At 63.6% G+C, this 21,457-nt stretch carries 19 protein-coding genes and 1 riboswitch; of the genes, 7 read left to right on the forward strand and 12 right to left on the reverse strand.

Annotation, left to right across the window (positions count from 1 at the left end; genetic code table 11):
* Nucleotides 1-7: 7 nt before the first annotated feature.
* The 3 genes from DEHOM01_RS02085 to DEHOM01_RS02095 form a co-directional block, all read right to left on the reverse strand.
* The gene (locus tag DEHOM01_RS02085; protein WP_082738649.1) at nucleotides 8-874 is read right to left on the reverse strand and encodes a carbohydrate ABC transporter permease; all 867 of its coding nucleotides are present in this window, start codon (nucleotides 872-874) and stop codon (nucleotides 8-10) included.
* Nucleotides 871-1,839, reverse strand: coding sequence for a carbohydrate ABC transporter permease (locus DEHOM01_RS02090; protein WP_016664252.1), 969 nt, complete (start codon nucleotides 1,837-1,839; stop codon nucleotides 871-873). The genes DEHOM01_RS02085 and DEHOM01_RS02090 overlap by 4 nt, the downstream gene beginning before the upstream one ends.
* An 89-nt stretch (nucleotides 1,840-1,928) precedes the next feature.
* Nucleotides 1,929-3,233 (reverse strand): sugar ABC transporter substrate-binding protein, encoded by a 1,305-nt coding sequence (locus DEHOM01_RS02095; RefSeq protein ID WP_061211260.1) that lies wholly within the window; start codon nucleotides 3,231-3,233, stop codon nucleotides 1,929-1,931.
* A gap of 130 nt (nucleotides 3,234-3,363) precedes the next feature.
* On the opposite strand from DEHOM01_RS02095, the gene DEHOM01_RS02100 reads away from it, so the two are divergent.
* Nucleotides 3,364-4,374, forward strand: a complete 1,011-nt coding sequence (locus DEHOM01_RS02100) for an N-acetylglucosamine kinase (RefSeq protein WP_061211261.1) — start codon at nucleotides 3,364-3,366, stop codon at nucleotides 4,372-4,374.
* On the opposite strand, the gene DEHOM01_RS02105 is transcribed toward DEHOM01_RS02100, so the two are convergent.
* The 6 genes from DEHOM01_RS02105 to DEHOM01_RS02130 form a co-directional block, all read right to left on the reverse strand.
* Complete coding sequence (locus tag DEHOM01_RS02105) at nucleotides 4,362-4,757, reverse strand: ankyrin repeat domain-containing protein (RefSeq protein WP_061211262.1); 396 nt, start codon at nucleotides 4,755-4,757, stop codon at nucleotides 4,362-4,364. The genes DEHOM01_RS02100 and DEHOM01_RS02105 overlap by 13 nt on opposite strands.
* Nucleotides 4,754-6,919, reverse strand: a complete 2,166-nt coding sequence (locus DEHOM01_RS02110) for an ATP-binding cassette domain-containing protein (RefSeq protein ID WP_061211263.1) — start codon at nucleotides 6,917-6,919, stop codon at nucleotides 4,754-4,756. Before DEHOM01_RS02110 ends, DEHOM01_RS02105 begins: the two co-directional genes overlap by 4 nt.
* Nucleotides 6,916-7,524 (reverse strand): ECF transporter S component, encoded by a 609-nt coding sequence (locus tag DEHOM01_RS02115; protein WP_016664257.1) that lies wholly within the window; start codon nucleotides 7,522-7,524, stop codon nucleotides 6,916-6,918. Before DEHOM01_RS02115 ends, DEHOM01_RS02110 begins: the two co-directional genes overlap by 4 nt.
* Nucleotides 7,521-8,165, reverse strand: coding sequence for an ECF transporter S component (locus DEHOM01_RS02120; protein WP_061211264.1), 645 nt, complete (start codon nucleotides 8,163-8,165; stop codon nucleotides 7,521-7,523). The genes DEHOM01_RS02115 and DEHOM01_RS02120 overlap by 4 nt, the downstream gene beginning before the upstream one ends.
* 53 nt (nucleotides 8,166-8,218) lie before the next feature.
* Nucleotides 8,219-8,324: riboswitch (TPP riboswitch) on the reverse strand.
* Between the two features lie 46 nt (nucleotides 8,325-8,370).
* Nucleotides 8,371-8,955, reverse strand: a complete 585-nt coding sequence (locus DEHOM01_RS02125; RefSeq protein WP_061211265.1) for a hypothetical protein — start codon at nucleotides 8,953-8,955, stop codon at nucleotides 8,371-8,373.
* Between the two features lie 3 nt (nucleotides 8,956-8,958).
* On the reverse strand, nucleotides 8,959-10,953 hold the full coding sequence (locus tag DEHOM01_RS02130) for a M13 family metallopeptidase (protein ID WP_061211266.1): 1,995 nt from the start codon (nucleotides 10,951-10,953) through the stop codon (nucleotides 8,959-8,961).
* Between the two features lie 140 nt (nucleotides 10,954-11,093).
* Here DEHOM01_RS02130 and DEHOM01_RS02135 point away from each other — a divergent pair, with 140 nt between their 5' ends.
* Nucleotides 11,094-12,110 carry a YeiH family protein gene (locus DEHOM01_RS02135; protein ID WP_061211267.1) on the forward strand — a complete coding sequence of 339 codons (1,017 nt, stop codon included), beginning with the start codon at nucleotides 11,094-11,096 and terminating at the stop codon, nucleotides 12,108-12,110.
* A 70-nt stretch (nucleotides 12,111-12,180) separates the two neighbouring features.
* On the opposite strand, the gene DEHOM01_RS02140 is transcribed toward DEHOM01_RS02135, so the two are convergent.
* On the reverse strand, nucleotides 12,181-13,002 hold the full coding sequence (locus tag DEHOM01_RS02140; RefSeq protein ID WP_061211268.1) for a hypothetical protein: 822 nt from the start codon (nucleotides 13,000-13,002) through the stop codon (nucleotides 12,181-12,183).
* Between the two features lie 191 nt (nucleotides 13,003-13,193).
* Between DEHOM01_RS02140 and DEHOM01_RS02145 the strand changes: the two genes are divergently transcribed.
* A complete protein-coding gene (locus DEHOM01_RS02145) occupies nucleotides 13,194-14,273 on the forward strand; it encodes an ADP-ribosylglycohydrolase family protein (protein WP_061211385.1) in 1,080 nt (359 codons plus the stop codon).
* 167 nt (nucleotides 14,274-14,440) lie between these two features.
* On the opposite strand, the gene DEHOM01_RS02150 is transcribed toward DEHOM01_RS02145, so the two are convergent.
* Together DEHOM01_RS02150 and DEHOM01_RS02155 are read right to left on the reverse strand one after the other, a co-directional pair.
* Nucleotides 14,441-16,996 carry an FtsX-like permease family protein gene (locus tag DEHOM01_RS02150; protein ID WP_061211269.1) on the reverse strand — a complete coding sequence of 852 codons (2,556 nt, stop codon included), beginning with the start codon at nucleotides 16,994-16,996 and terminating at the stop codon, nucleotides 14,441-14,443.
* Nucleotides 16,993-17,718 (reverse strand): ABC transporter ATP-binding protein, encoded by a 726-nt coding sequence (locus DEHOM01_RS02155; protein WP_061211270.1) that lies wholly within the window; start codon nucleotides 17,716-17,718, stop codon nucleotides 16,993-16,995. The genes DEHOM01_RS02150 and DEHOM01_RS02155 overlap by 4 nt, the downstream gene beginning before the upstream one ends.
* A gap of 279 nt (nucleotides 17,719-17,997) precedes the next feature.
* Here DEHOM01_RS02155 and DEHOM01_RS02160 point away from each other — a divergent pair, with 279 nt between their 5' ends.
* The 4 genes from DEHOM01_RS02160 to DEHOM01_RS02175 are packed head-to-tail and all read left to right on the forward strand — an operon-like array spanning nucleotide 17,998 to nucleotide 21,456.
* Complete coding sequence (locus tag DEHOM01_RS02160; protein WP_061211271.1) at nucleotides 17,998-19,134, forward strand: trans-sulfuration enzyme family protein; 1,137 nt, start codon at nucleotides 17,998-18,000, stop codon at nucleotides 19,132-19,134.
* A gap of 35 nt (nucleotides 19,135-19,169) precedes the next feature.
* On the forward strand, nucleotides 19,170-19,973 hold the full coding sequence (locus DEHOM01_RS02165) for a transporter substrate-binding domain-containing protein (protein WP_061211272.1): 804 nt from the start codon (nucleotides 19,170-19,172) through the stop codon (nucleotides 19,971-19,973).
* 21 nt (nucleotides 19,974-19,994) lie between these two features.
* Nucleotides 19,995-20,681, forward strand: a complete 687-nt coding sequence (locus DEHOM01_RS02170; RefSeq protein ID WP_082738651.1) for an amino acid ABC transporter permease — start codon at nucleotides 19,995-19,997, stop codon at nucleotides 20,679-20,681.
* Nucleotides 20,668-21,456 carry an amino acid ABC transporter ATP-binding protein gene (locus tag DEHOM01_RS02175; RefSeq protein ID WP_082738652.1) on the forward strand — a complete coding sequence of 263 codons (789 nt, stop codon included), beginning with the start codon at nucleotides 20,668-20,670 and terminating at the stop codon, nucleotides 21,454-21,456. The genes DEHOM01_RS02170 and DEHOM01_RS02175 overlap by 14 nt, the downstream gene beginning before the upstream one ends.
* Nucleotide 21,457: the final 1 nt, after the last annotated feature.

A 21,457-nucleotide genomic window follows, 5' to 3' on the forward strand; every position in this document is an offset into this window, starting at 1 on the left:
TCACCTTCTAACCTTTGACCGCGCCTGCCGTGAGCCCCGACGACAGCTGGCGCTGGACCAGGACGAAGAAGATCACAACGGGAAGCGCGATGATGGTCGAGGCGGCCATGATCGGCCCCCAGTCGGCCGTGTTCTGGGTGAAGAACGTCCGCAGGCCAACACCTACCGTGTACTTCGAAGAGTCCGTCATAAACGTGAGGGCAAAAATGAATTCGTTCCACGCGGTGATGAACGCGAACACGCTCGTGGCGACGAGACCGGGGGCGACGAGCGGCAGGAGAATCGAGAAGAACATCCTGAACCATCCGGCGCCATCGATGTAGGCGGCTTCCTCAAGTTCCTTCGGGACCGCGGCGACGAAACCCTTGAGGTTCCAAATCGCGAACGGAAGCGAGAAGGCGAGATAGACGATCACGAGCCCGAGGAGCGAGTTGAGCATGTTGAGGGTGCGCGCCTGGAGGAACAGCGGGATCACGAGAGCCTCGAGCGGCACCATCTGCACCATGAGCACGAGAACGAGCACGACGGTGCGAAGGCGGAAGCGGTAGCGAGCGACGCCAATCGCGGCGAACAGCGCGATTGCACCCGACAGGAGCACGGTGCCGGCCGCGACGATGAGGGAGACCTTGATGTACTCGAAGAAGTTCGCGTCGATCAGGACAGTTTTAAAGTGATCGAGGGTGAAGCCCGAAGGCAAAATGCCCGCGCCGCGAGAGTTTGCGTGCGTGTCCACAGCGGTCGTGAGCATCCAGTAAAACGGGAAGAGCGCGTAGAGGAGAAGAAGGGCGATGCCGAACGCCTTCGCGATATTTGCGGGGCGAAGCGGGTTCTTCTTATTGGCGGGTGTGGCGCCTGTCGAAGCGGTGGTGCTCACAGTTCATCCTCCTTCATGAGTGCGCGCATGTAGACCACGGAGATCGCGAGAAGGACGAGAGTGAGAAGTACCGCGATAGCAGAGCCCATGCCGTACTTTCCCTGCCCAAACGACTCGGTGTAGGACCACACGCCGAGGTTCATCATGTGCCTGTTCGACCCATCGCCGCCGGGCATGAGATAGATCTGCGTGAAGACCTTGAAGTCCCAAATCGTCGACAAGATGATGCACACGGCGAGGATCGGGCGGATCATCGGGATGGTGACGTTCGTGAAGCGCTTGAACGCACTCGCGCCATCGACTTTCGCGGCCTCATACAGGGACTCCGGGATCGTGAGGAGCCCGGCGAGGGTCGTCACGGCGATAAAGGGAAAGCCGTGGTACACGACATTGAGTGCGGCAATTCCGTAAAACGCGAGGCGAGAATCCCACCAGTTGGCGCTGCCCGGAGTGAACAGCCCGAGTGATTCAAGGACGCTCGCCACGAACCCGCTCGTGGGGTCGAAAAGCCACACAAACACGTACGTGCCGGTCAGCGCGGGAACGGCCCACGCGACCATGATCGCGCCGATGCAGATGTTGCGCCACGTGAGCGAGAGCGTATTGAGAAACAGCGCAACGGCAACACCCACGAGCATCGTCAGCACCACGCACACGGCCGCAAATCCGACGGTGTTGGGAAGCACGGTTGTCCACAGATGCGGGTCGCTGAGAATCGCCGAATAGTTGGCGAAGCCCACGTAGTTGGTGGTGCCCTTCAGCAGGTTACGCAGGCCGTAGTCCTGAAGCGAGAGGTCGAATACGCGAAACAGGGGGAAGATCAACAGGACCGCGAGCGTGAGGAGCCCGGGCGCAAGGAGCAGCCACGGCGGCAAGTGTCGGCGCGCCCACATCGACAGTCGTGACGAGCGGCTCGTGTCAGCCGGGGGCAGCGCACTCTCGTGAGTGTCGTTCATGGTGGTCATCGAGGAAGCTTTCGGACGTGAGCTGGGGGCTCGGGACCCAGCCCTCAGCGAGTGGGTCCCGAGCGATGGTCGGTGAACAAAAATGCGGCTTAGGCGCCGAAGATTCCGTCCATTTCCTTAGCGGCAGCATCAGCGGCAGCCTGCGGAGCCTGGCCACCGGCGAGCACGTTGCTCAGGAGGTTCGGGAGGGTCTTCTTGCCCTCGATCTGGCCCCACATTGGAGTAACGGGTACGGACTTGCCGGCCTCGGTCATTTGCGAAGCAAAGACCTTTGTGAGGTCGGTGCCGTTCTCGATGGTCTCGTCGAGCGCTGACTTCGTGCCGGGGAAGAAGTTCGTCTCTTCGCTCCACCGGGTCGCGAATTCGCCGGTTGTCATGAGCTTGATGAGTTCGAAGGCGAGCTCGGGCTCCTCGGAGTCCAGGAACCGGCACAGGTGGGAACCGCCCACGAAGCTGGCGGCGATCGCCGAGTCCTTGGCGGGGATGGTGAAAGCCGTGAGCTTGTTGAACAGTTCTTCGTCGCTTGCCTTCACGGTTGCGGGCACCCACGAACCGGTGATGAACATGGCGACCTTGCCCTCCTGGAACTGCTTGAGGGAGTCGGTCTCCTTCCAGGTCGAGGCGGCCTCGGTCGACGAGCCATGCTTGAGGGCGAGGTCGGTGTACCACGTGAGGCCCTCGACTGCGGGCGCTTCGTTGATGGTGGCCTTCCAGTCTTTGCCGGAGCCTTCGGCGATGTCGCCGCCTGCTCCCCAGATGAAGGGGAGGAGAGCGAAGGGGGATCCGCCGTTGACGGGGAACGGGATGACGTCGGGGTTCTTCGTCTTGAGGGTATCGATCATGGCGAGGAGGTCATCCCACGACTGGGGCTGGGAGTTGACCCCCGCGGCTTCGAGGATCTCCTTGTTCGCGAGGATCGAGCGGATGCCCGCGTACCACGGCATGCCATACAGCTTGCCGTCAAGCGTGCCCGCTTCCTTGAGTGCATCGACGAGGTCAGAGTCGATGCCGGCCTTCTTGACGTCTTCCGTGAGGTCGTCGAGGCCCCCTGCATCCGCGAACTCGGGAGTCCAGGTTGTGCCGATCTCCGCAACGTCGGGGCCGGTGCCGCCCGCCATGGCGGTCACGAACTTGTCGTGCGCACCATCCCACGGCTGGACCTCGACCTTGAGAGTCGCGCCCGTGTGCTTGGTGAACTCCTCCTGGAGGGCTTTGACGTATTCGTCAGTCTTGGCGTTCGTGCCCTCCATGATCCACAGGGTGATGGTCTTGCCGTCGTTGGCGGCCTTATCGGTGGGGTTGGAGGAGGAACCGCCCGAATTGCCGCACGCGGCGAGGCCCACGGTGGCCGCGCCGAGCGCTCCGGTGGCGATGAGGTTCCTGCGGGTGATCATAGTGTCTCCTTTGAGCTATGGGGGACGGGCACCGTCGTGAAAAAATATTTCATCCGTATGCCTCAAGATGAAACTTACCACAACTTGTGGGGTGGATGACATACTGGGCGAGACCGAAAGGACTGCTGACATGCCGATTTCCGTGATTCTGGGTGCCGACGTCGGAGCGACCCACACGCGCCTCGCAATCGAGGGAGCCGATGGGCGAAGTGGCGAGAGTTTCACGCCGGTCCGCGTCGAGGGCGCGGGGTTTAACGTGAGGTCCTCCGGGCCCGACGCGCTCGAGCACTTCGAGCAGACACTTGCGCGCGCCTTCGCCCCGCTCGACACCGGTAGCACCCTGGAAAAGGCCGTCTTCGGCATATCTGGAGCGGGGCCCGCCCGCCACGAGCGCATCGAGGCGCTCGTGCGTGAGGCCGTTGTCTCGCAAGCGGCCTCTCACCACATCCAGGTCGATCCCGCGAGCGTTCGTGTCGTCGATGACCTGTGCACGGCATTCGCGAGTGCCTTCCCGGCATCCGCGTCACGACCCACCGGCGTTCTCGTTCTCGCGGGCACCGGCGCGGCAAGCGTGAGCTATGTCCGGGGCGTGGAGTCGGTGCGCCGTGATGGCATGGGATGGCTGCTAGGGGACGTCGGCTCGGCCGTGTGGCTTGGCAAGCGCGCGCTCGAGGCAGTGGCGGCGGACCTCGACGCGCGCGGGAGCTCGACAGCCCTCACCGACCGTGTATGCGCGGCGCTGGGCTTCAACCCGCGTGACACCGCTGCCCAGCTCGACCCACGCCAAGCGCTCATCCGTGAAGCCTACGACCTGACCCCGGCCGAGTACGGGCGTTTCGCCCCGATCGTGACCGAGCTCGGTCATTTCGGCGAGGGCGAAAGTGACGAGGTCGCACGCGAGATCGTCGCGCAAGCCGTGGACAGTCTCCTCGAGGGGGCCCTTGCGCTCGCGGATCCTCTTCGCGGCAATTCACCCGTGAGTGTCGTCCTCGCCGGTAGTGTCCTCACCGCTCGCGGCCCGATAGGGGATCTCATGCGCTATGCGCTCGAACGCGAGGGGTTCGACGTGCGTGAGGCTGCCTCGCCGCTCGACGGTGCGCTTGCGTTAGCGCGCGCGGAAACACGTCTTCAGAAGGCGTAGGCGCGGGAGAAGAACCGAGCGCTCTCGCGCGCGCTGGGCACTCCCGCATCGGGATCAGCACCAGCTTCGACGAGCACCGCGACCACGTCGTCGAAACCTTTGAATACGGCGCCCGCGAGCGGGCTCTGGCCACGGTCGTTGAGAAGGTCGACGTCCGCGCCGTGCTCTGCAAGCAGCTTCACGAGTGCCGCGTGGTCGTGGTACGCGGCAAGCATGAGCATGGTGTTGCCGTCTGCATCTTGCATGTTGAGGGGAATTCCCGCCTCGATGGCGGGGCGGAGAATATCGAGGTTCCCCTCGCGTGCAGCGTCCATGAGGGCGCGCGCGAGTGCGGCGGCCTCATCGGCGTCGGTACCGGGCTGGGGCGCGGTGTTGTCACTCATGCCACAAGCGTAGCGATGATGGGCGCGGCCAGCAGGACGATCCCGAGTCCCAAGCCCCACGCATCGTGCCACGTGAACCGCGCATCGTGGACCCACGTGCGCCGTTGCGCCGTCGCGAATCCGCGCGCGTCCATCGCGAGAGCTTGGATCTCCGCGCCGCGCAGCGTCGAGACGAGAAGCGCAAACGTTGCACCGGCGTAGAGCGCGAAGGAATTGCGCTGCTGGATGCCCCGGATGCGGCGCGTAAAGACGATGTCGCCCCACTGCGAAAACACGTGTCCGAGCCGCGCAAGGCCCGCACTCATGGCTGCCGCAAACCGCGCGGGAACATGACACTTTTGGGCGAGAGCCTGACCGAAGCGGGTCGGGTCTAGACCTTCAAGAAGGATCGCGCCGGGGCCGACCATGGCGAAGATTCTCAGGCCCTCGACGCCGGCACTCTGCCATGTCGACAGTTCGCCGAGTGGCCTGCCGGAGAGAATCCCGGCCGACCACGCGATGGTGAGCGCCGCGAGCACGATTGGTGCAAGGCGCGCCATGAGCCGGGCTGGAGTGCGCCAGGCGAGAGGGATGAGCGTGAGCGTGAGGATGGTGCCCGTGAGCGTCGGCGCGAGCGTGTGCATTCCGCACGATCCAGCGAAGGCTAAAGCAGCGACCGCGAGGATCGTGAGTGGATTGAGCTTATCGGCAGCGACGGCGCGCGGCGGGTGGGGAACGCGCGGGATTGGGGGAGCGGGGGACGGGCCCGACGGTTGCTGGCACGCGATACTCTCTCGGAGATCGTCACGCCCCGGCGCTGCCTCGAGGGCAATGACTCGGTCGCACGCGCGCACGAGCCGCTCGTCATGGGTGGCCGCAAGAACCGCGCGGCCGCTGACGAGTGCGCGAGCAATGAGCTCAGCCACCGCGCCAAACGCCGCGTCGTCGAGGCCCACCGTCGGCTCGTCGAGCACGAGAATGTCGCGGCCTGAGGCGAGTGCCGTCGCGAAGGCGAGGCGGCGCTGCTCGCCCCCTGAAAGTGTGAAGGGGCCGGCGGATTCGAGGTGGGCGAGGCCTGTTGCCTCAAGCCACGCCCGTGCGGCCTCATCGTCGCTCGGATCCTCGGCGCCGGCTTTCACCTCGTCGAGGACGGTGCGGGCGACGAAGCTCTGCTCGGGGTTTTGCGGGAGCCATGCGGCTCGAAACGGCGCCCTTTTCGCTGCGCGCTTCCCCCTACCCGTACGTTCACGGGTCTCCTCGAGAAGGTAGCGGATCAAGGTCGACTTGCCGATGCCGCTCGGACCCGTGAGCGCGGCGAGTTCCCCGGTGTAAAGCTCGACGTGAACGGGCCCGGCAAACAGCGTGCGGCCCTCGAGTGTCGCGGGAACCTCGAGGTCAATGAGGGCGGTACCCTCGTTGCCTCCTCGCAGCGGTTTTTGTTCGCTGCCGAGCGCACTTTCGCCGCGAGAGTCGTCCGCGCGCCATGCCCCCGCGGGAGCGTCCTCAAGTATCTGACCGCCCGCACCTATGCGGATGACGCGGTCGACGTGGTCGCGCCAGAGCTCCACTTGGTGATCCGCAACGACGAGAGTGAGGCCCTCGGTTGCTTCGCAAATGGCGTCGCGTACGGCGAGTGCCGTCTTGGCGTCGAGCATCGCAAGCGGCTCATCGAGAGCGATCGCCCCGGCACCCGTAGCGATCAGGCCCGCGAGGGAGAGGCGCTGCTGCTGCCCACCAGAAAGGTGGTAGGGGTTGGCATCGAGCGGAGAAGAAAACGCGGCCGCGGCGTGTGCATCGCGCACCATTGCGGGCATGCGTGAGGGATCAACGCTTGCATTTTCCGGGCCGAAAGCGGTATCGATTCCCGTCGTCGCGCCCACGAACGAGTGGACGGGATTTTGCACCATGAGGGCGACGCCCGGCACGGGAGACGCCTCGGGAAGCGGTGCCGACGGGTCGATCCCTTCCGGTGGGTCCTCGGGAATGAGGCCGCTCAGGGCCTTGAGAATCGTCGATTTTCCCGAGCCGCTCGCACCCGTGAGAAGAACGCGTTCACCCGCATCAATCTGGAGGGAAAGGCCAGAAAGAACCGGGGCCCTACGCCCCGGTGGCGTATAGGTGAAGTCATCGATCCCCACACCCACGGCGCGGCGGGTTGAGGCAAGCGTCGGGCTCTCACTCACCGCTGTGCGGCCTCCTCACGCCCGGGTGCGAAGTTCCCGAGAGCCCCGGTCTTCGCAAGCGCGCGCACGATTGCCGGCGCCGGCAACGCAAGCAGAATGACGCCAGAAATGATGAACAGTGCGAGGTGGGCGAAGCGGAACGGCATAGCCCAGCTCGGGAAGAACACGAACTGCTCCCAAATCCACTGCAAAACCATCGAGATCCAGGCACCTGCGAGAACCCACTTAAACGACGGCTTCGCGTACTTCGTGGCGGCACCCATGACCTCGAAGCCGATCGCAACGATCGCGCCCGAGATGAGCACCGTCCACCCGAAGTGCGAGCCGAGAAGTGCCTCGATGATCGCGCCAATCCACATCGTGCCAAGTGCCGAGCCTGGTTTGCGAACGATGAGCATCGAGAGCGCCGCCGGCAGAGCCCACGGACCCGCGGCGATGCCTTCACTGGGCGGGAAAAGCGAGAACACGGGCTTGAGTGCGCCGAGACCGGCGGCGTAGGCAAAGAACGCGACGCCCGCGATCAGGCCCATCGATACAACAACGAGAAGATCGATAGTGCGGTAGCGAAAAGCGGAATGGTTATCAGGAGCAGCTGTGGTCATCATGCATCGATTCTAGAACCGCCACGCGGGGCTTGAGAGACGGTAAAGTCCCTGCCCACCGGAAATTGATTGAGCGCGCCGGCCTTCGCGAGCGCCGTGACGATAGCGCGCCCGAGGGCAGCGAGAAGCGTGAGGGCGCTGATCCAGAAGAATACGAGAAGCATGACTTTGTAGCCCGCAGACCACGAGGGGAAGTAGGCGGTGATCTCGTAAAGCCACTCGAAGAGGGTCGACAGAAGCGAGCCGCCAATCACAACCGCAGCGCTCGTACTCGCCCACCCCGAGAGCGCGAACGCGATCTCGAAACCCGCGCCCTGGATGAGGCCGGAGATAAGCGCGCCGACACCGAAGTGGCTGCCGAGGAGCGCCTCGAGGCACGCCGCGATAATTTCCGCGCCGAAGGCAGCGCCTGGGCGGCGAACGATCAACATCGCGACGAGAGCAGGAAGGCACCAGAAGCCAGTGAGGAGGCCCTCGAGCGGGGGGAAAACCGCGGTGAGAGGGGCCACAAGGTTGTACAGGTGCGCGTAGCCGGCAAAGGCGACGCCGAAGGCTACGCCGACCATGACGATCACGACGAGATCAATCGTGCGGTACTTAATGCGCTCGGAAAAGCCCGCTCGCGCTGTGCGTTGATCGGTCATCACCACTCCTTCCACTCGGAAGGGGCATGCCCGTGAAGCGGCGTGGCCGCGGCATGCGAGAAATCCCGACTCCCTACGCCGGTGCTAACCGGATCAGGTTCGAGGGTCAGCGCCCTTTGCGCACTCTCAGCACCGGTCGGTGCTCCCCTGTCTGTTGGATGACGCCCACAAGTGTACAGGCAGGTGAGGGCAGGGCCGCGAGTGCTCAGCGCGCAAATGTGATGGCCTTCGCGATCGCCTCGGCGACCTCGCGCGGGTGCTCGGGGCTGAGCAGGTATGACCCTCCGTCTCGGCCGATGATCTCCACGAGCTCACCGCCGCGGGTGACCGCAAACCGAGTGTCGGCCTGCGGCCCCACAAGCGTGCGAGGTTTGAGCGGCGCCACCGGGCGTACCTCATCCATGCGGGAGACCGTGACTTCGGCGCGCCCGAGCCCGATGTTGCCCACGAGTGAGCCGACCCGTTCCGGTGCAACGACGCGGATCTGCACCGTGCGGAAGTCCTCGAGCGGCCACGTGGGCCGCGCGAGGAAACCGCCGAGCTTCGGCGTGAGGCCACGCTCGTCTACGACGAACCCGATCGACGTGCGCATCCACGCCCATAGTGCATACCCCGCGAAACCGATCGCGAGGAGGATAGCGGTGCCGAGTCCGGGGTCGCCAAAGGTCAGCAACACGAACAGGCAGATTGCCGCGCCGATCACGAGGGTGAGGACGACGCGGGCCCACGCGACCCGCCCCGGCCTCACCCTGCCCTCATACGGAGTGAGGTACTCGTGCTTGTGCGCCATCGCTTACCAGATGCTCACGCGGCGCTCGGGGGCGAGGAAGAGCCCGTCGCCTTCCTTCACCTCAAAGGCGTCGTGGAAGGCATCAATATGGCGCACGACCCCGTTCGCGCGGAACTCCATGGGCGAGTGCGGGTCGATTGTGAGGCGACGAATGGCGTCGGCCTCGCGGTTCTTGCCGCGCCATACCGCACCCCACGAAAGGAAGAGGCGCTGGATGCCCGTGTAACCGTCGGCCCCCACTTCGTGTGCCGCCTCGCCAACCTCGTTGAGATACGCCTTGAGCGCGATCGTGAGCCCGCCGAGATCGCCGATGTTCTCGCCGATCGTGAAAGCGCCGTTCACGTGATGCTCATCCGAGAGATTGCGCGGGCTCATCGCGTCGTAGTCGGCGATGAGTGAGCGCGTGCGCTTTTCAAACTCTTCGCGGTCAGCCTCGGTCCACCAGCTCTTGAGCGCGCCGTCGCCGTCGTACTTGGAGCCCTGGTCGTCGAAGCCGTGGCCGATTTCGTGGCCGATCACCGCGCCGATCCCGCCGAAGTTCACGGCATCATCCGCATCGATCCCAAAATACGGGGGTTGGAGGATTGCCGCGGGGAACACGATTTCGTTCGCGCCGGGGTTGTAGTAGGCATTGACCGTCTGCGGGGTCATGTGCCACTCGCCGCGATCGACGCTCCGCCCAAGCTTTGCGATCTCGTAGTCATGGGTAAACGTCGCGATGTTTCCGACGGTGGCAAGGAGTGAATCGGGATCAATGGTGAGGCTCGAGTAATCCCGCCAGGTCTCGGGGTGGCCGATCTTCGGCGTGAATTTCTCGAGTTTCGCGAGGGCCTTTTCGCGGGTCGCCGGGGTCATCCACTCAAGCGAGGAGATCGATTCGCGGTAGGCGGTGATGAGGGCCTCCACGAGATGCTCCATGCGTTCCTTCGCCTCCGGCGGGAAATACTCGGCTACGTACTTTTCACCCAACGCCTCGCCGAGAGCGGAGTCCACGAGGCTCACGCCTCGCTTCCAGCGCTCGCGGATCTCGGCGGTGCCCGAAAGCGTGGCGCCGTGGAAGGCGAAGTGGGCGTTCACGAAATCATCGCTCAGGTAGGGCGCAGCCGCGTCGATGGCATGGAGTGCAAGCCACGCGCGGAGGTTCTCGAGGCTTTCGCTCGACCACAGCTTCGAAACGGCCGACGTGTACTCCGGCTCGTTGATATTGATGGTCTCGACCCACTCGGCCTTCGCACCGGTGCCCTCGAAGTAGGCGCTCCAGTCGAAGCTCGGGAAGGCGTCGGCGCGCTCGGCGACGCTCATCGGGTTGTTCGATTTCTCGCTGTCGCGCCGGCGCACGACGTCGACGTGCTCTTTCGCGATGCGGGTCTCGAGATCCATGACGGTCTCAGCGAGGGCGCGGGCGTCGCCTTCGGGCAGCCCGGCGCGTCCCGGGAGCTTCGCAAGGTCGGCAAGCGTCGCAAGGTAGTCAACATAGGCCTCGCGGATCGCCCGGTACTGCTCATCGCGGTAGAACGATTCATCGGGAAGGCCGAGGCCCGCTTGGGCGATCTGTGCCTGGTAGCGCTCCGGGTCGTTGGCGTCCGTCCACACGTAGAGACCGACGATGCCCGTGGGGGCCGTTGCTTCGCCAGTGAAGCTCGTGAGCGCTGAACGGTCGGCGAGGCTGAGGATCCGCTCGAGCTGCGGCTCGAGGTCGCGCGTGCCCACCTCGTTCAAGCGAGCCACGTCCATGAAGAGTTCATAGAGCGCGCCGATCTTTCCCTCATTCGAGTCGGCCGGGGCGTTCGAGGCCGCGGCCTTTTCGATGATGCCGCGCACGCGCTCCTCAGAGAGATCGTGCAGGCGCATGAACTCCGAGTAGCTCGCCTTGTCGGCGGGGATCTCAGCCGAGGCGAGCCACGCGCCGTTAATGAAGCCGAAGAGGTCGTCTTGCGGACGAACGGACTGATCGATCTGGGTGAGATCGAGGCCAGTCTGGGATTCGGGCGAGGTCATGTGTCTCCTCCGGGATCGGGGAAATCGGGATGTCCGACGGTTGCCTCCACCCTAGCGAGCCGCGGTTCGGGAAGGGTGGATGTGTCACGTTACGGTCCCGAAAATCTGAGCAAGCACGCCTGGATTCCTAGAATGAGGCCGTGCCAGCTTCATCTTCTTCCCGCGTCTCTTCACCCTCTCTCGTGCCCGGACTCGTGCCGTGCGTGCTCGTAGCGGTCCTTGCGGTTGTCGTGAATCGTGCACTCCCGGCAGCGAGCCCGTTGCTCATCGCGATCGTGCTCGGTGCGCTCCTCACGAACCTCTGGACAATTCCGGAGTCGTGGAGCGCGGGCATCCAGTTCACGGCGAAGAAGCTTTTGCGCGTCGGGATTGTGCTGCTCGGTTTGCAGCTCGCGGTAGGGGACATCCTTTCGCTCGGCTGGCGCGTGATCGTGGGCGTCATCCTCGTCGTCACCCTCTCGATCCTCGGCACTCTCGCCATGGCACGCGCCCTGGGCATCAGCCGCTCACTGTCGATCCTGATTGCGTGCGGCTTCTCGATCTGCGGTGCGGCCGCCGTTGCCGGCGTTGAAGATATCGCTGACGCCGACGAAGAGGAAGTTGCCACCGCGATCGCGCTCGTCGTGCTGTTCGGTACCCTCATGATTCCGCTCGCGCCGCTTGCCGCGCACGCGATGGGCATGGGAGAAAGCGCGGGCGGCACGTGGATCGGGGCGAGCACTCACGAGGTCGCGCAGGTCGTCGCCGCCGCAGGAGCCTACGGTGCCTCGGCCCTCTCGGTCGCAGTGATCGTCAAGCTCACGCGCGTGGTGCTTCTCGCTCCCGTCGCGGTCGCGCTCTCCCTCGCAGCACGCTCACGCGGCACGCTGCGCGAGAGCACAAAGCGCCCGCCGGTCGTGCCACTTTTCGTCGTGGGCTTCCTCGTGATGGTTGGTCTCGGCTCGCTCCACATCATGCCCCCGCAGGCGCTCGCGGGAGTCAAGCTCCTGCAGACCGGGCTGCTCGCGGCGGCGATGTTCGCGCTTGGGCTCGGGGTGAAAATCAAGGGGCTGATCAGCGTCGGCGGGAAGCCCGTTCTCCTCGGTGCCATGAGCACCGTCTGGATTGCCCTGTTGGCGCTCGCCATGGTTGCGTTCTCGGGAGCGATGGGCGCGTAGCAAGCGTCGGAACCGCCCCACCGCGCCCGGCTTTTCTCGACCCGCGCCAGCGAGGATGAGATAGGGAAATTTAGGCGAGCGCGGCTATTCCTGGCGCGAGCACGAAAATGACCGCGAGCGCGGCCGTCACGATGCCGATAGCGAACGGGGCGAACGCCCACGGGGAGTTCTTGCGGCGTTGCGGGCTTAGGCTCTGCACGATAAGCGTTGAAAGGCCCGAGGCGATCGAGAGAACGATCGTCGCGACCGTCATGATGGGGGCCGCTGTCACGAGCGTGCAGGCGCCAAGCTGGAACAGGAACAACCCGGCGATGTCGAGGAAGCGTACGCACATCGCGCGCCGCACCGAAATGCCGCCGTCGAGAATGCTGAGGACAGTCTCCTTCGACCAGTCCGAGGGCCGCGTGATCCGCCGGCGAGAGGCGGCAAGTTGCACGGTCGCGAGGGTCGCCCACACGAGCATCGCTCCCACACCGATCCACAGGCCGAGCGCACCAGTCCACTGCCAACTCAGGGTCACGAGGGCAATCAGACAGACGAGCAGTCTCACGAGTTCCTCGATCGCCACACGGCCCACGAGGAACCATGGCGAGCGGGTCATCGCCGCGCCCTTCTTAGTTCCCACCATGCCCGCCACAAGCATGAGAGCGAGGTGAACGAGGCCAAGGCCGATGCCGAGGAACACCACGCCCGGTGAGGTCGGTGTCGCCGCGAGACTCGCTGCAGCGAGCACGAGAGCGAGAAGCGGGGTGAGCAGCGAAAGTATGGCGAAACCACGCCCGAGCGCGTGAACGATGTCGTTGCCCGTGGGGCCGTGGTCGTGGTCGCTGCCGCACGAGCAACGATCAGTGCCGGGATCCACGTCGTGGGCGGGCTCAGGCGCTGTACTCACACAATCTCCTTGGTCAGCCGGGTACCGGATGCGCCTTCCAAGCGTAGTGAGCCGATGCGCATTTGCCCATTGGGTACAGGAAAATGCGAGAAACGCGGCTTAAACTGGCGTGACCGGTGTGCGCAGGGCGGCGCCAACACCGCCCGTGCGCACGCCGCACGAGTTTTCACGGCAACGAAAGGGGATTGAAATTGTCGGACATCGCCCCTTCAACCGAGGCTACGGCGGCCCGGGAACCTGAACGGCCGCACGATCCGCACAGCCTCAGCAAGCAGCAGCGCGAACGCGCACTCGGCGCGGTACTCGGCGCTGCCACGGGCGACGCTCTCGGAGCGCCCTACGAATTCGAGCCTCCCATTGCGGATTCCGACGACGTGGCCATGACCGGCGGCGGGCAGCTCGGCTGGAAGCCGGGGGAGTGGACCGACGACACGGCGATGGCAATCGTCATCATGCGTGCGGCCGCCCATGAGATCCACGGTGATTCGCTCACGAGCGAAAGTTCCCTCGACGCGATCGCCGCCGGCTGGTACCAGTGGTCGCGAGAAACCCCCGACATCGGGATCCTCACCTCTAACGTGCTGCTCGCCGCCCTCGAGACCGCGCAATCACACGGCAACAGCGTGCCCTCGGGCCGCGACATGCACGAGGCGGCCCGTGCGATCCACAAAGCGCAGCATCACACCGCCGGCAACGGCGGGCTCATGCGCGCCTATTCGGTTGTTCTGCCGTACCTCCTCGCGAGCGAGGACGAATTCGAGCGCGCCGTTGTTTTCGTCAACACGCTTACGCACGTCGACCTCGAGACGATCGAGGCGGCAGTCCTGTGGAGCTTCGCTATTCGTCACGCGATTCTCACCGGCGAGCTCACGATCGATGCTGGTCTTGGCCGCCTCACGCCTGAACGCCGTGACTATTGGAGGGGCCTCATCGCCGAGGCGCACAGTGCTCCGCCCGCATATTTCGCTCGAAACGGGTGGGTCATTCACGCCTTCCAAGGAGCGGTTTCGGCCCTGTGCCAGGCGGGGGATGTTCCCGAGGACAAGTTCGAGCGCCGCGCCTACTTCACGCGCGTCGTCGAAGCGGCGGTGCGCAGTGGAAACGACACCGACACGGTCGCGGCAATCGCGGGTGCGCTCGCGGGCGCCGTCGTGGGGTACAAGGCCATCGATCCCGTGTGGCGGCGTGCGCTCAACGGCTGGCCCGGGTTTACCGAGAAGGACTTGGCGCAGCTCGCTCTGGCGGTTCTTGAGCGATTTGGCGCCTCGTGATTGCTCCCTCCCTCGAGGGGGTAGATAGGTGCCGAGTGGCCCCGTTGTAGTTTTGCCCCTGCGCGTTTCCGCATCGACGCAAAAGACGGGCGGGAACCAGTGTGCACGCACTGGTTCCCGCCCATGCCGCGCATGAGCGCGGCCGCCCTATGGTGTGACGCTGATGCCTACTCGTCTCGCTGCGCGAGCGCCTGGGCCGGTGCCGTCGCGCTCGCCCGCATTCCGGGCAGGATTGAAGCGAGAACGCCTGCGACGAGCCCGGCGAGCAGAATCATGAGGAGATACAGCCACGGAATTGCCGGGTAGAAGTCGAACTCGCCCGCGAGAAGCGAGCGCACGCCGAACATTCCGAAAGCGGTTCCTAGAAGCACGCCAACGAGTGAGCCCAGGAAGGCAATGAAAATACCTTCCCATACGAGCATCGCGCGGATCGCGCCCTTCGAGGTGCCGAGCGCACGCATCAGGGCGTACTCGCTTGAACGCTCGATCACGCTCAGGCTGAGGGTGTTCGCGACGCCGACGATCGCAACCACGACGGCAACCGCAAGGAGCGCGACGGTGATCGTGAGGAGCGTCTGGATCACTGTTGCCATCACCTCGCGCTGAGCCCCATCGAAGGACGTTGCCGTGACGGTCTCGGGAGGCAGCTGATTAGAAAGTTCACTCAGTGCGCCGGTGAGTTGGATCGACGTGGTGTGAGCCCTCTGTGGAGAATCAGGAGCGGCAAACTTGACGAAGACCGCTTTGCCTTCGTCGATCCCAAGCCCGCTGAGGGTATCGGGGGCCACCAGGGAAATTGACAGTTTCCCCTTGACACGGACGGTGACTTCGCGTGCACTTCCATCATTCGCGTTGACAGTGACCGTCTCGCCGTCGTGAACATGGAACCGTTCCGCGCGAGCCTTGCCCATGTGCAGCTCTCCGGGCGGTGGAACCTCGATCGAGTCCGACGTAGCGACCTCCTGCAGGTCCTCCGCCGAGGGGGCGTATACGGTCATCGCGCCCGCGTCGAATGGCAGTTCTGCCGTGGGGACCTGGCGAGCGGTGTCCACACCCTCGGTCTTTTGAACCTTCTCGAGGAAACCAGCGGGAAGGTCGGTGGCGGCAATGATGGTGTCGACGGGGACGCGGTCGGTGATGTCATGCTCGAATGTGTTTTGAGCGGTCACCGCACCGGAGGCCATTGTCGCCATGAGAGTGGTGCCAATGATGAGCGCCGACATCGTGATGCCCGTGCGTTTCGGATGTCGCGCAAGGTTCAAAAATGCGAAGCGTGCGCTCGTGAAACCGAGGGCGGAGGCGAGTGCGTTGCCGAGTTTCGCCACCGGCGGGATGAGCGCCGGCAGCAGCCCGATCACACCGACAAGAATCGTGAGGCACCCAAGGAACGCGCACAGCATGGAAATCAGGATCATGAACTCGCTGTCTTTGAGGACAATTTCGACAACGAACGAGCCAAGTGAGACAACGACACCGAGCGCAACAACCGCAGACGCGAAGATCGTGCGAATCAGCGACGCGTGCTTACCGGAGGCGATCTCCGCGGGGCGCAGCGCCTCGAGAGGCTTCACGCGAGAAGCGCTGATAGCCGGGAACACCGATGCACAGACCGCGAGGATGAGAGAGGCGAGGATCGGGACGAGAATCGCGAAAATATTCAATCCCGGGACGACGGGTAGAGCCTCGGAGTAGGTGAAGCGGCCCACGAGAAGGAGCGCCCACCAGGCGAGGTACGCGAGAACAATGCCGAGAATCGAGCCGATAATCCCGACGAGTAGTGCGTCGCGAACGATCGCCCACATCGCCTGTCGGCGTTTTGCGCCGAGTGCACGCGCGAGTGCGAACGATCGCCTGCGCTGCGCCATCGTCACGGCGAACGAGTTCGTCACGACGAGCGCGCTCGTCGCAATGGCGATCAGGACGAATCCTGCGAGAAGTGCCGAGAGCATGGTCACGACGGTCAACGCCATGAGATTCGCCTCTTGCAGGAATTCCGTGACGGTCGCGGCGTCGTAACCGGCAGCCTTGAGGTTACTCACCAACTCTTCTTCGCTCACGCCGGGCTTGGCGACGACGGCGATCGCGTAGTAGTCGGAGGCTTTTTCGGAGGCATCCCCTCCAAGAGCCGTGAGGGTGTCGATGCCCGCGGTGCCGAATGTGAGGGTACCCCCGGGATTGAGGACCTGCGCGAGCTGCGGCTGGCTAATGCCAGCGACGGTAAAGGTAAGCGTCTGGCCGGAGTCGAGCGACTGCACCCCAATCTGGCTTCCAACCTTCAGATTGCGTTTTTTGGCAAACGACGTATCGACGGCAACCTCGTGGTCTCCACTAGGGGCTTTGCCTTCGACGTAGTGGGCATCAACGCCGGGGCGAACCGCGTCTACCTTGACAAACGTTCCCTTGGAATCGAGTGGGTTTTCTTTGCCTGTCTCTCCCTCGTCGAGTGCGATCGCGAACGTGTTGTCAGTCTTATAAAAGGCGCCGTCGGCACCGTCCACCTTCCCGATGGCCTCGGGCGAGGCGGAAGTGGCGTCGCCTTCCGTTGTAAAAGCTGGCTGCACGAGGGCGCTAGCCCCTTGGACGGGTCCCGTGACCTGGGCTTTGACAGCTTCGCCCACAAATCCGACGGCGAGAACAGCAATGGCAATGAAGGCGCTCGTAAGCGCAATCGTGATGGCGGCGGCGAGGTGCCTGCGCCGCGGCTGAAGTTTCAGGGTACTCACTGTGCCTGCACCGCTTTCTGGCCGATGTACTCATCGGCGACGATTCGGCCGTCATGCATGCGAAGGATGCGATCTGCCCTGTGGGCAGCGTCGTCTTCGTGCGTCACCATGACGACGGTGTGGCCGAGAACGTCGACGCTCTCACGCAAGAAGCTCAGTACGGCCTCGGTCGAAGCCGAGTCGAGGTTGCCGGTGGGCTCATCGGCAAAAATGACAGCGGGGCGCGTGACGAGAGCGCGCGTCAGCGCGACGCGCTGGATCTGGCCACCCGAGAGCTGACTGGGGCGGTGCCCGAGGCGCTCGGCGAGACCAAAGCGCTGCACAAGCATCCCGAACCATTGCTCATCCACCTTGCGGCCGGCGAGTTCAAGCGGGAGAAGAATGTTCTCCTTAGCCGTGAGCATGGGCAACAGGTTGAACGACTGGAAGACGAATCCGATTCGGTCACGGCGGAGGGTTGTGAGCTGTGAGTCCGAGAGCTGAGTGATGTCGACGCCCTCAACCACGATCGTCCCGGAGTCGATTGAATCGAGGCCGGCGAGGGAGTGGAGAAGAGTCGATTTTCCGGAGCCCGAGGCTCCCATGATCGCAGTGAACTCTCCGGCACGGATGTCGAGCCCGACTGCGTTGAGAGCAGTCACCTGGTTGCTGCCGCTTCCGTAGGTTTTGGTGACCCCGCGCGCGCTGACGGCGACGGGAGAGGGGGGAACGGTTGTGGACATGGGTACTCCTCTGGATGTCCGGGGTGATGTGATCGGTCAGACATCTCTTATTCTTCGCGAGCGTATGCGCTGAGGCAACAGTCTCGAGGCGCGGATGTTCTGAGGGGATCTCATACGTGAGATTGAGGGGGATCGCGACTTTTGGAGCGTCATAGTGCGTCACAGGTTTTTGGTTTTCGCCAGCGAGACCCCTAGTATTGTCATGCTTATGGGGTACATAAGCTAGTGTTAGCGCTTGTGCATCCAGGAACTCGTGTTTTGGAAGGACTGTGGAGAGACATGCATATTGATACCCGGGCCATTCTTGCGCCGCGCAAGAGCGAGTTTGGGGCGGTTGTGCCGCCCGTCCACCTCTCCTCGACCTTCGAACTCGATATCGACTCAGTGAGCGGTGACTACGCCTATCAGCGCGGCTCGAACCCTTCGCGCGCCGACCTCGAGTCGGTCATTGCGAGCATTGAGGAAGCGAAGCACGGATTCGCTTTTGCGACCGGGATGGCCGCAGTGAGTTCGGTTTTCAGTCTCTTGAGCCCTGGTGACGAAGTGCTCTTTTCATCCAACGTGTATGGCGGCACCTTCCGCTACGTCGAAAAGATCTTTCCTCGCGCTGGCTTGACGGGCACGTTCTTCGACGACCTCGGTTCTATTACGAGCGAAGACCTGAGCGAGAACACGCGCATGATCTTCGTCGAAACACCCGGCAACCCCACGCTTCGCGTCGTCGATATCGAGCGTCTCGCGAAGCTCGCCCACGCGCACGGCGCTCTCCTCGTCATCGACAACACTTTCATGACCGCGGTCCTCCAGCGGCCCCTCGACTTCGGCGCGGACCTCGTCGTTCAGTCCGCGACCAAATTCCTCGGCGGCCACAGCGACCTCCTTGCGGGTGCTGTCACGACGAATGATGACGAGCTCGCCGAGAACATTCGTCTCAGCCAGAAGGTCTTCGGCGGCGTACTCGAACCATTGACCTCTTTCCGGCTTCTCCAGGCCATCAAGACTCTTCCGCTGCGCATCGCCCGTCAGCAAGAAAACGCTGAGAAACTCGTTGCCTTCTTGAGCGATCACCCCGCAGTCCAGACGGTGCTCTCAGCCGGGTCCTTCAGCGAGGCTGAACGGGAGGTTCACGAGCGTCAAGCCAAAGGTATCGGCGCCGTCTTCTCATTCGAACTCGCGCAAGGCTACGACCTCAAGAAATTCCTCCATGCGCTCGAAATCCCCTCGTTCGCCGTGAGTCTCGGAGGAGTCGAATCGCTCCTGTCGATCCCGGCGACGATGAGCCACGACGGCATGACACAAGCCGCACGCGACCGTGCCGGCATTACCGATGGCCTCGTGCGCTTCAGTGCGGGCATCGAGAATATCGACGACCTCCTGGATGACTTTGCCGGGGCGCTCGACGCAGCACAGAACTAATTACTTCCTCCATCACTCTCATAAAGGAGCTCACTATGTCTCGTTCCATTTCGCGCCGCTCAATCCTTGCGACCTCCGGCATCTCTGCTGCCGCGTTGGCCCTTGCCGCATGCGGCTCGTCCGATGGTGGAAAGCAGGCCGGTGGCTCGGGCTCCGCGGAGGGCGTGCTCAAGGTTGGTGTTGAGGGCGTGTACAAGCCGTACAACTTCCACGATGACTCGGGGAAGCTTGTGGGCTTCGAGATCGACATCGTCGAGGCGATTGCCGAGAAGATCGGCAAGAAGACACAATACGTCGAGGCGAAATGGGACAGCTTGCTTGCTGGCCTCGATGCCGGGCAGTACGACCTCGTGATGAATAACGTCGCTGTGACCGATGAACGCAAGAAAGCTTTTGACCTTACTGTCCCCTATGCACAGACCCAGGGTCGCCTTGGCGTCCCGGAGGGCTCGGACATCACGTCTCTCGCCGATGTCAAGGGGCGCCGCGCGGCGCAGACGACCACCTCAAACTGGGGGCAGGTCATGACGGACGCGGGGGCCGAAATTGTCGCGTCCCCGGGCTTCGCCGAATCGGTCGAACTTGTGTCCACCGGCCGAGCCGACGTCACGGCGAACGAGGTCGTTGCGTTCAATACCTATCTTGAGGAACATCCCGACGCGCCGATTACGGTCCTAGACGAGAAGCTCGAAACCGAGGTCCTTATCGCTGGGGCACTCAAGAAGGGCAGCCCTCTCACCGAGAAGATCAACAAGGCTATTACCGAGCTCCTCGACGATGGCACGATCGCAAAGATCGACAAGGACTGGCTCGGTCTTGACCTCACTCCCAAGAACTAAGCACCCCACGGAGATTCCCTCGTGAATGTTGATTTTTCGCGGGCCCTAGAGGTGTGGGCAGAGGCGATTGGCCCCATGCTCCTCGCGACCCTCAAGGTCACGATTCCGCTCTCGCTCATCGCTTTTGCGATCGCCCTCGTGCTGGCCATCATCACGGCCAGCGCGAGACTTTCGCGCTTTCGTCCGCTCAAGGCGATCGCGTGGCTATACGTGTGGGTGTTTCGCGGAACGCCTCTGCTCGTGCAGCTCTTCATCGTGTTTTACGGACTGCCGAAACTCGTCCCATCGCTCGTGCTCGACCCGTGGACTGCGGCCGTCGGAACCCTCGCCCTGAACAGTGGGGCCTACGCTTCCGAAGCGGTGCGCGCGTCAATCCTCTCGATCCCGCGCGGCCAGTACGAGGCAGCGGCGACGCTCGATCTCGATCGCCGCACGACATTCCTCAAGGTGATTGCCCCGCAGGCATTCCGCATTGCGCTCCCACCGCTCAGCAATGACTTCATTGACCTCGTGAAGGGCACGAGCCTCGTCTCGACGATTACGCTGCTCGACATGTTCATGGTGGCGCAGCAGCGAGCGGCCGCAACCTTCGAGCCGTTCTACCTCTACGTCCTCGTAGCGGCGATTTACCTTGTTCTTATTTCCGTGCTGAGTCTCGTGCAGGCGTGGCTAGAAAAGAAAGCGAGCGTGTACGTTGAGCGTGACTGAGACCTCTGCTGACCTCAATGCGGGTGAGGCGCGCAGCCCACTGAGGCTGCGCTCGATCACGAAGCGTTTTGGTGCGCTTACCGCACTCGATCACATCGACCTCGACATCGAGCCGGGGCGCACGACCGTTTTGCTCGGCCCCTCGGGCTCGGGTAAATCCACGCTTTTGCGTTCCATCAACCTTCTCGAAAAGCCGGATGAGGGCACGCTAGATTTCGGAAGCGGCCCGATAGGCGTGAGCGGCAAGCTTTCGGATCAGAAAGTCCGCGAAATCAGGCGTCATTCGACCATGGTGTTCCAGCAGTTCAACCTGTTTCCGCACCTCACGGCTCTACAGAACGTGACGCTTGCGCCGATCACGTCGCGCGGGATGTCGAAGGCCCACGCGCGTGAGAGGGGTGTTCGCGCCCTCGAGCGCGTGGGGCTTGCAGACAAGATCGACGCCTATCCCGCGCGGCTATCTGGCGGTCAGCAGCAGCGCGTCGCAATTGCCCGCGCCCTTGCGCTGAGCACCGATTATCTCTTGTTCGACGAACCGACGTCTGCGCTTGATCCGGAGCTTGCCGCCGAGGTTATCGCGGTGCTCTCGTCTCTCGCGAGCGAGCACCGCACCCTCGTCGTTGTGACGCATTCGCTCCAGTTTGCGCGAAGCGTTGCCGACCGCGTCGTGTTCCTTGAGGAAGGAAAGATCCTCTTCGACGGGAATCCCGAACACTTCTTCAACTCTGAGGATGAACGCCTCAAGCGTTTTGTGAGCGTCGTGGGGTCCGTCTAGG

Source organism: Dermabacter hominis NBRC 106157, from assembly GCF_001570785.1.
Classification (GTDB): domain Bacteria; phylum Actinomycetota; class Actinomycetes; order Actinomycetales; family Dermabacteraceae; genus Dermabacter; species Dermabacter hominis.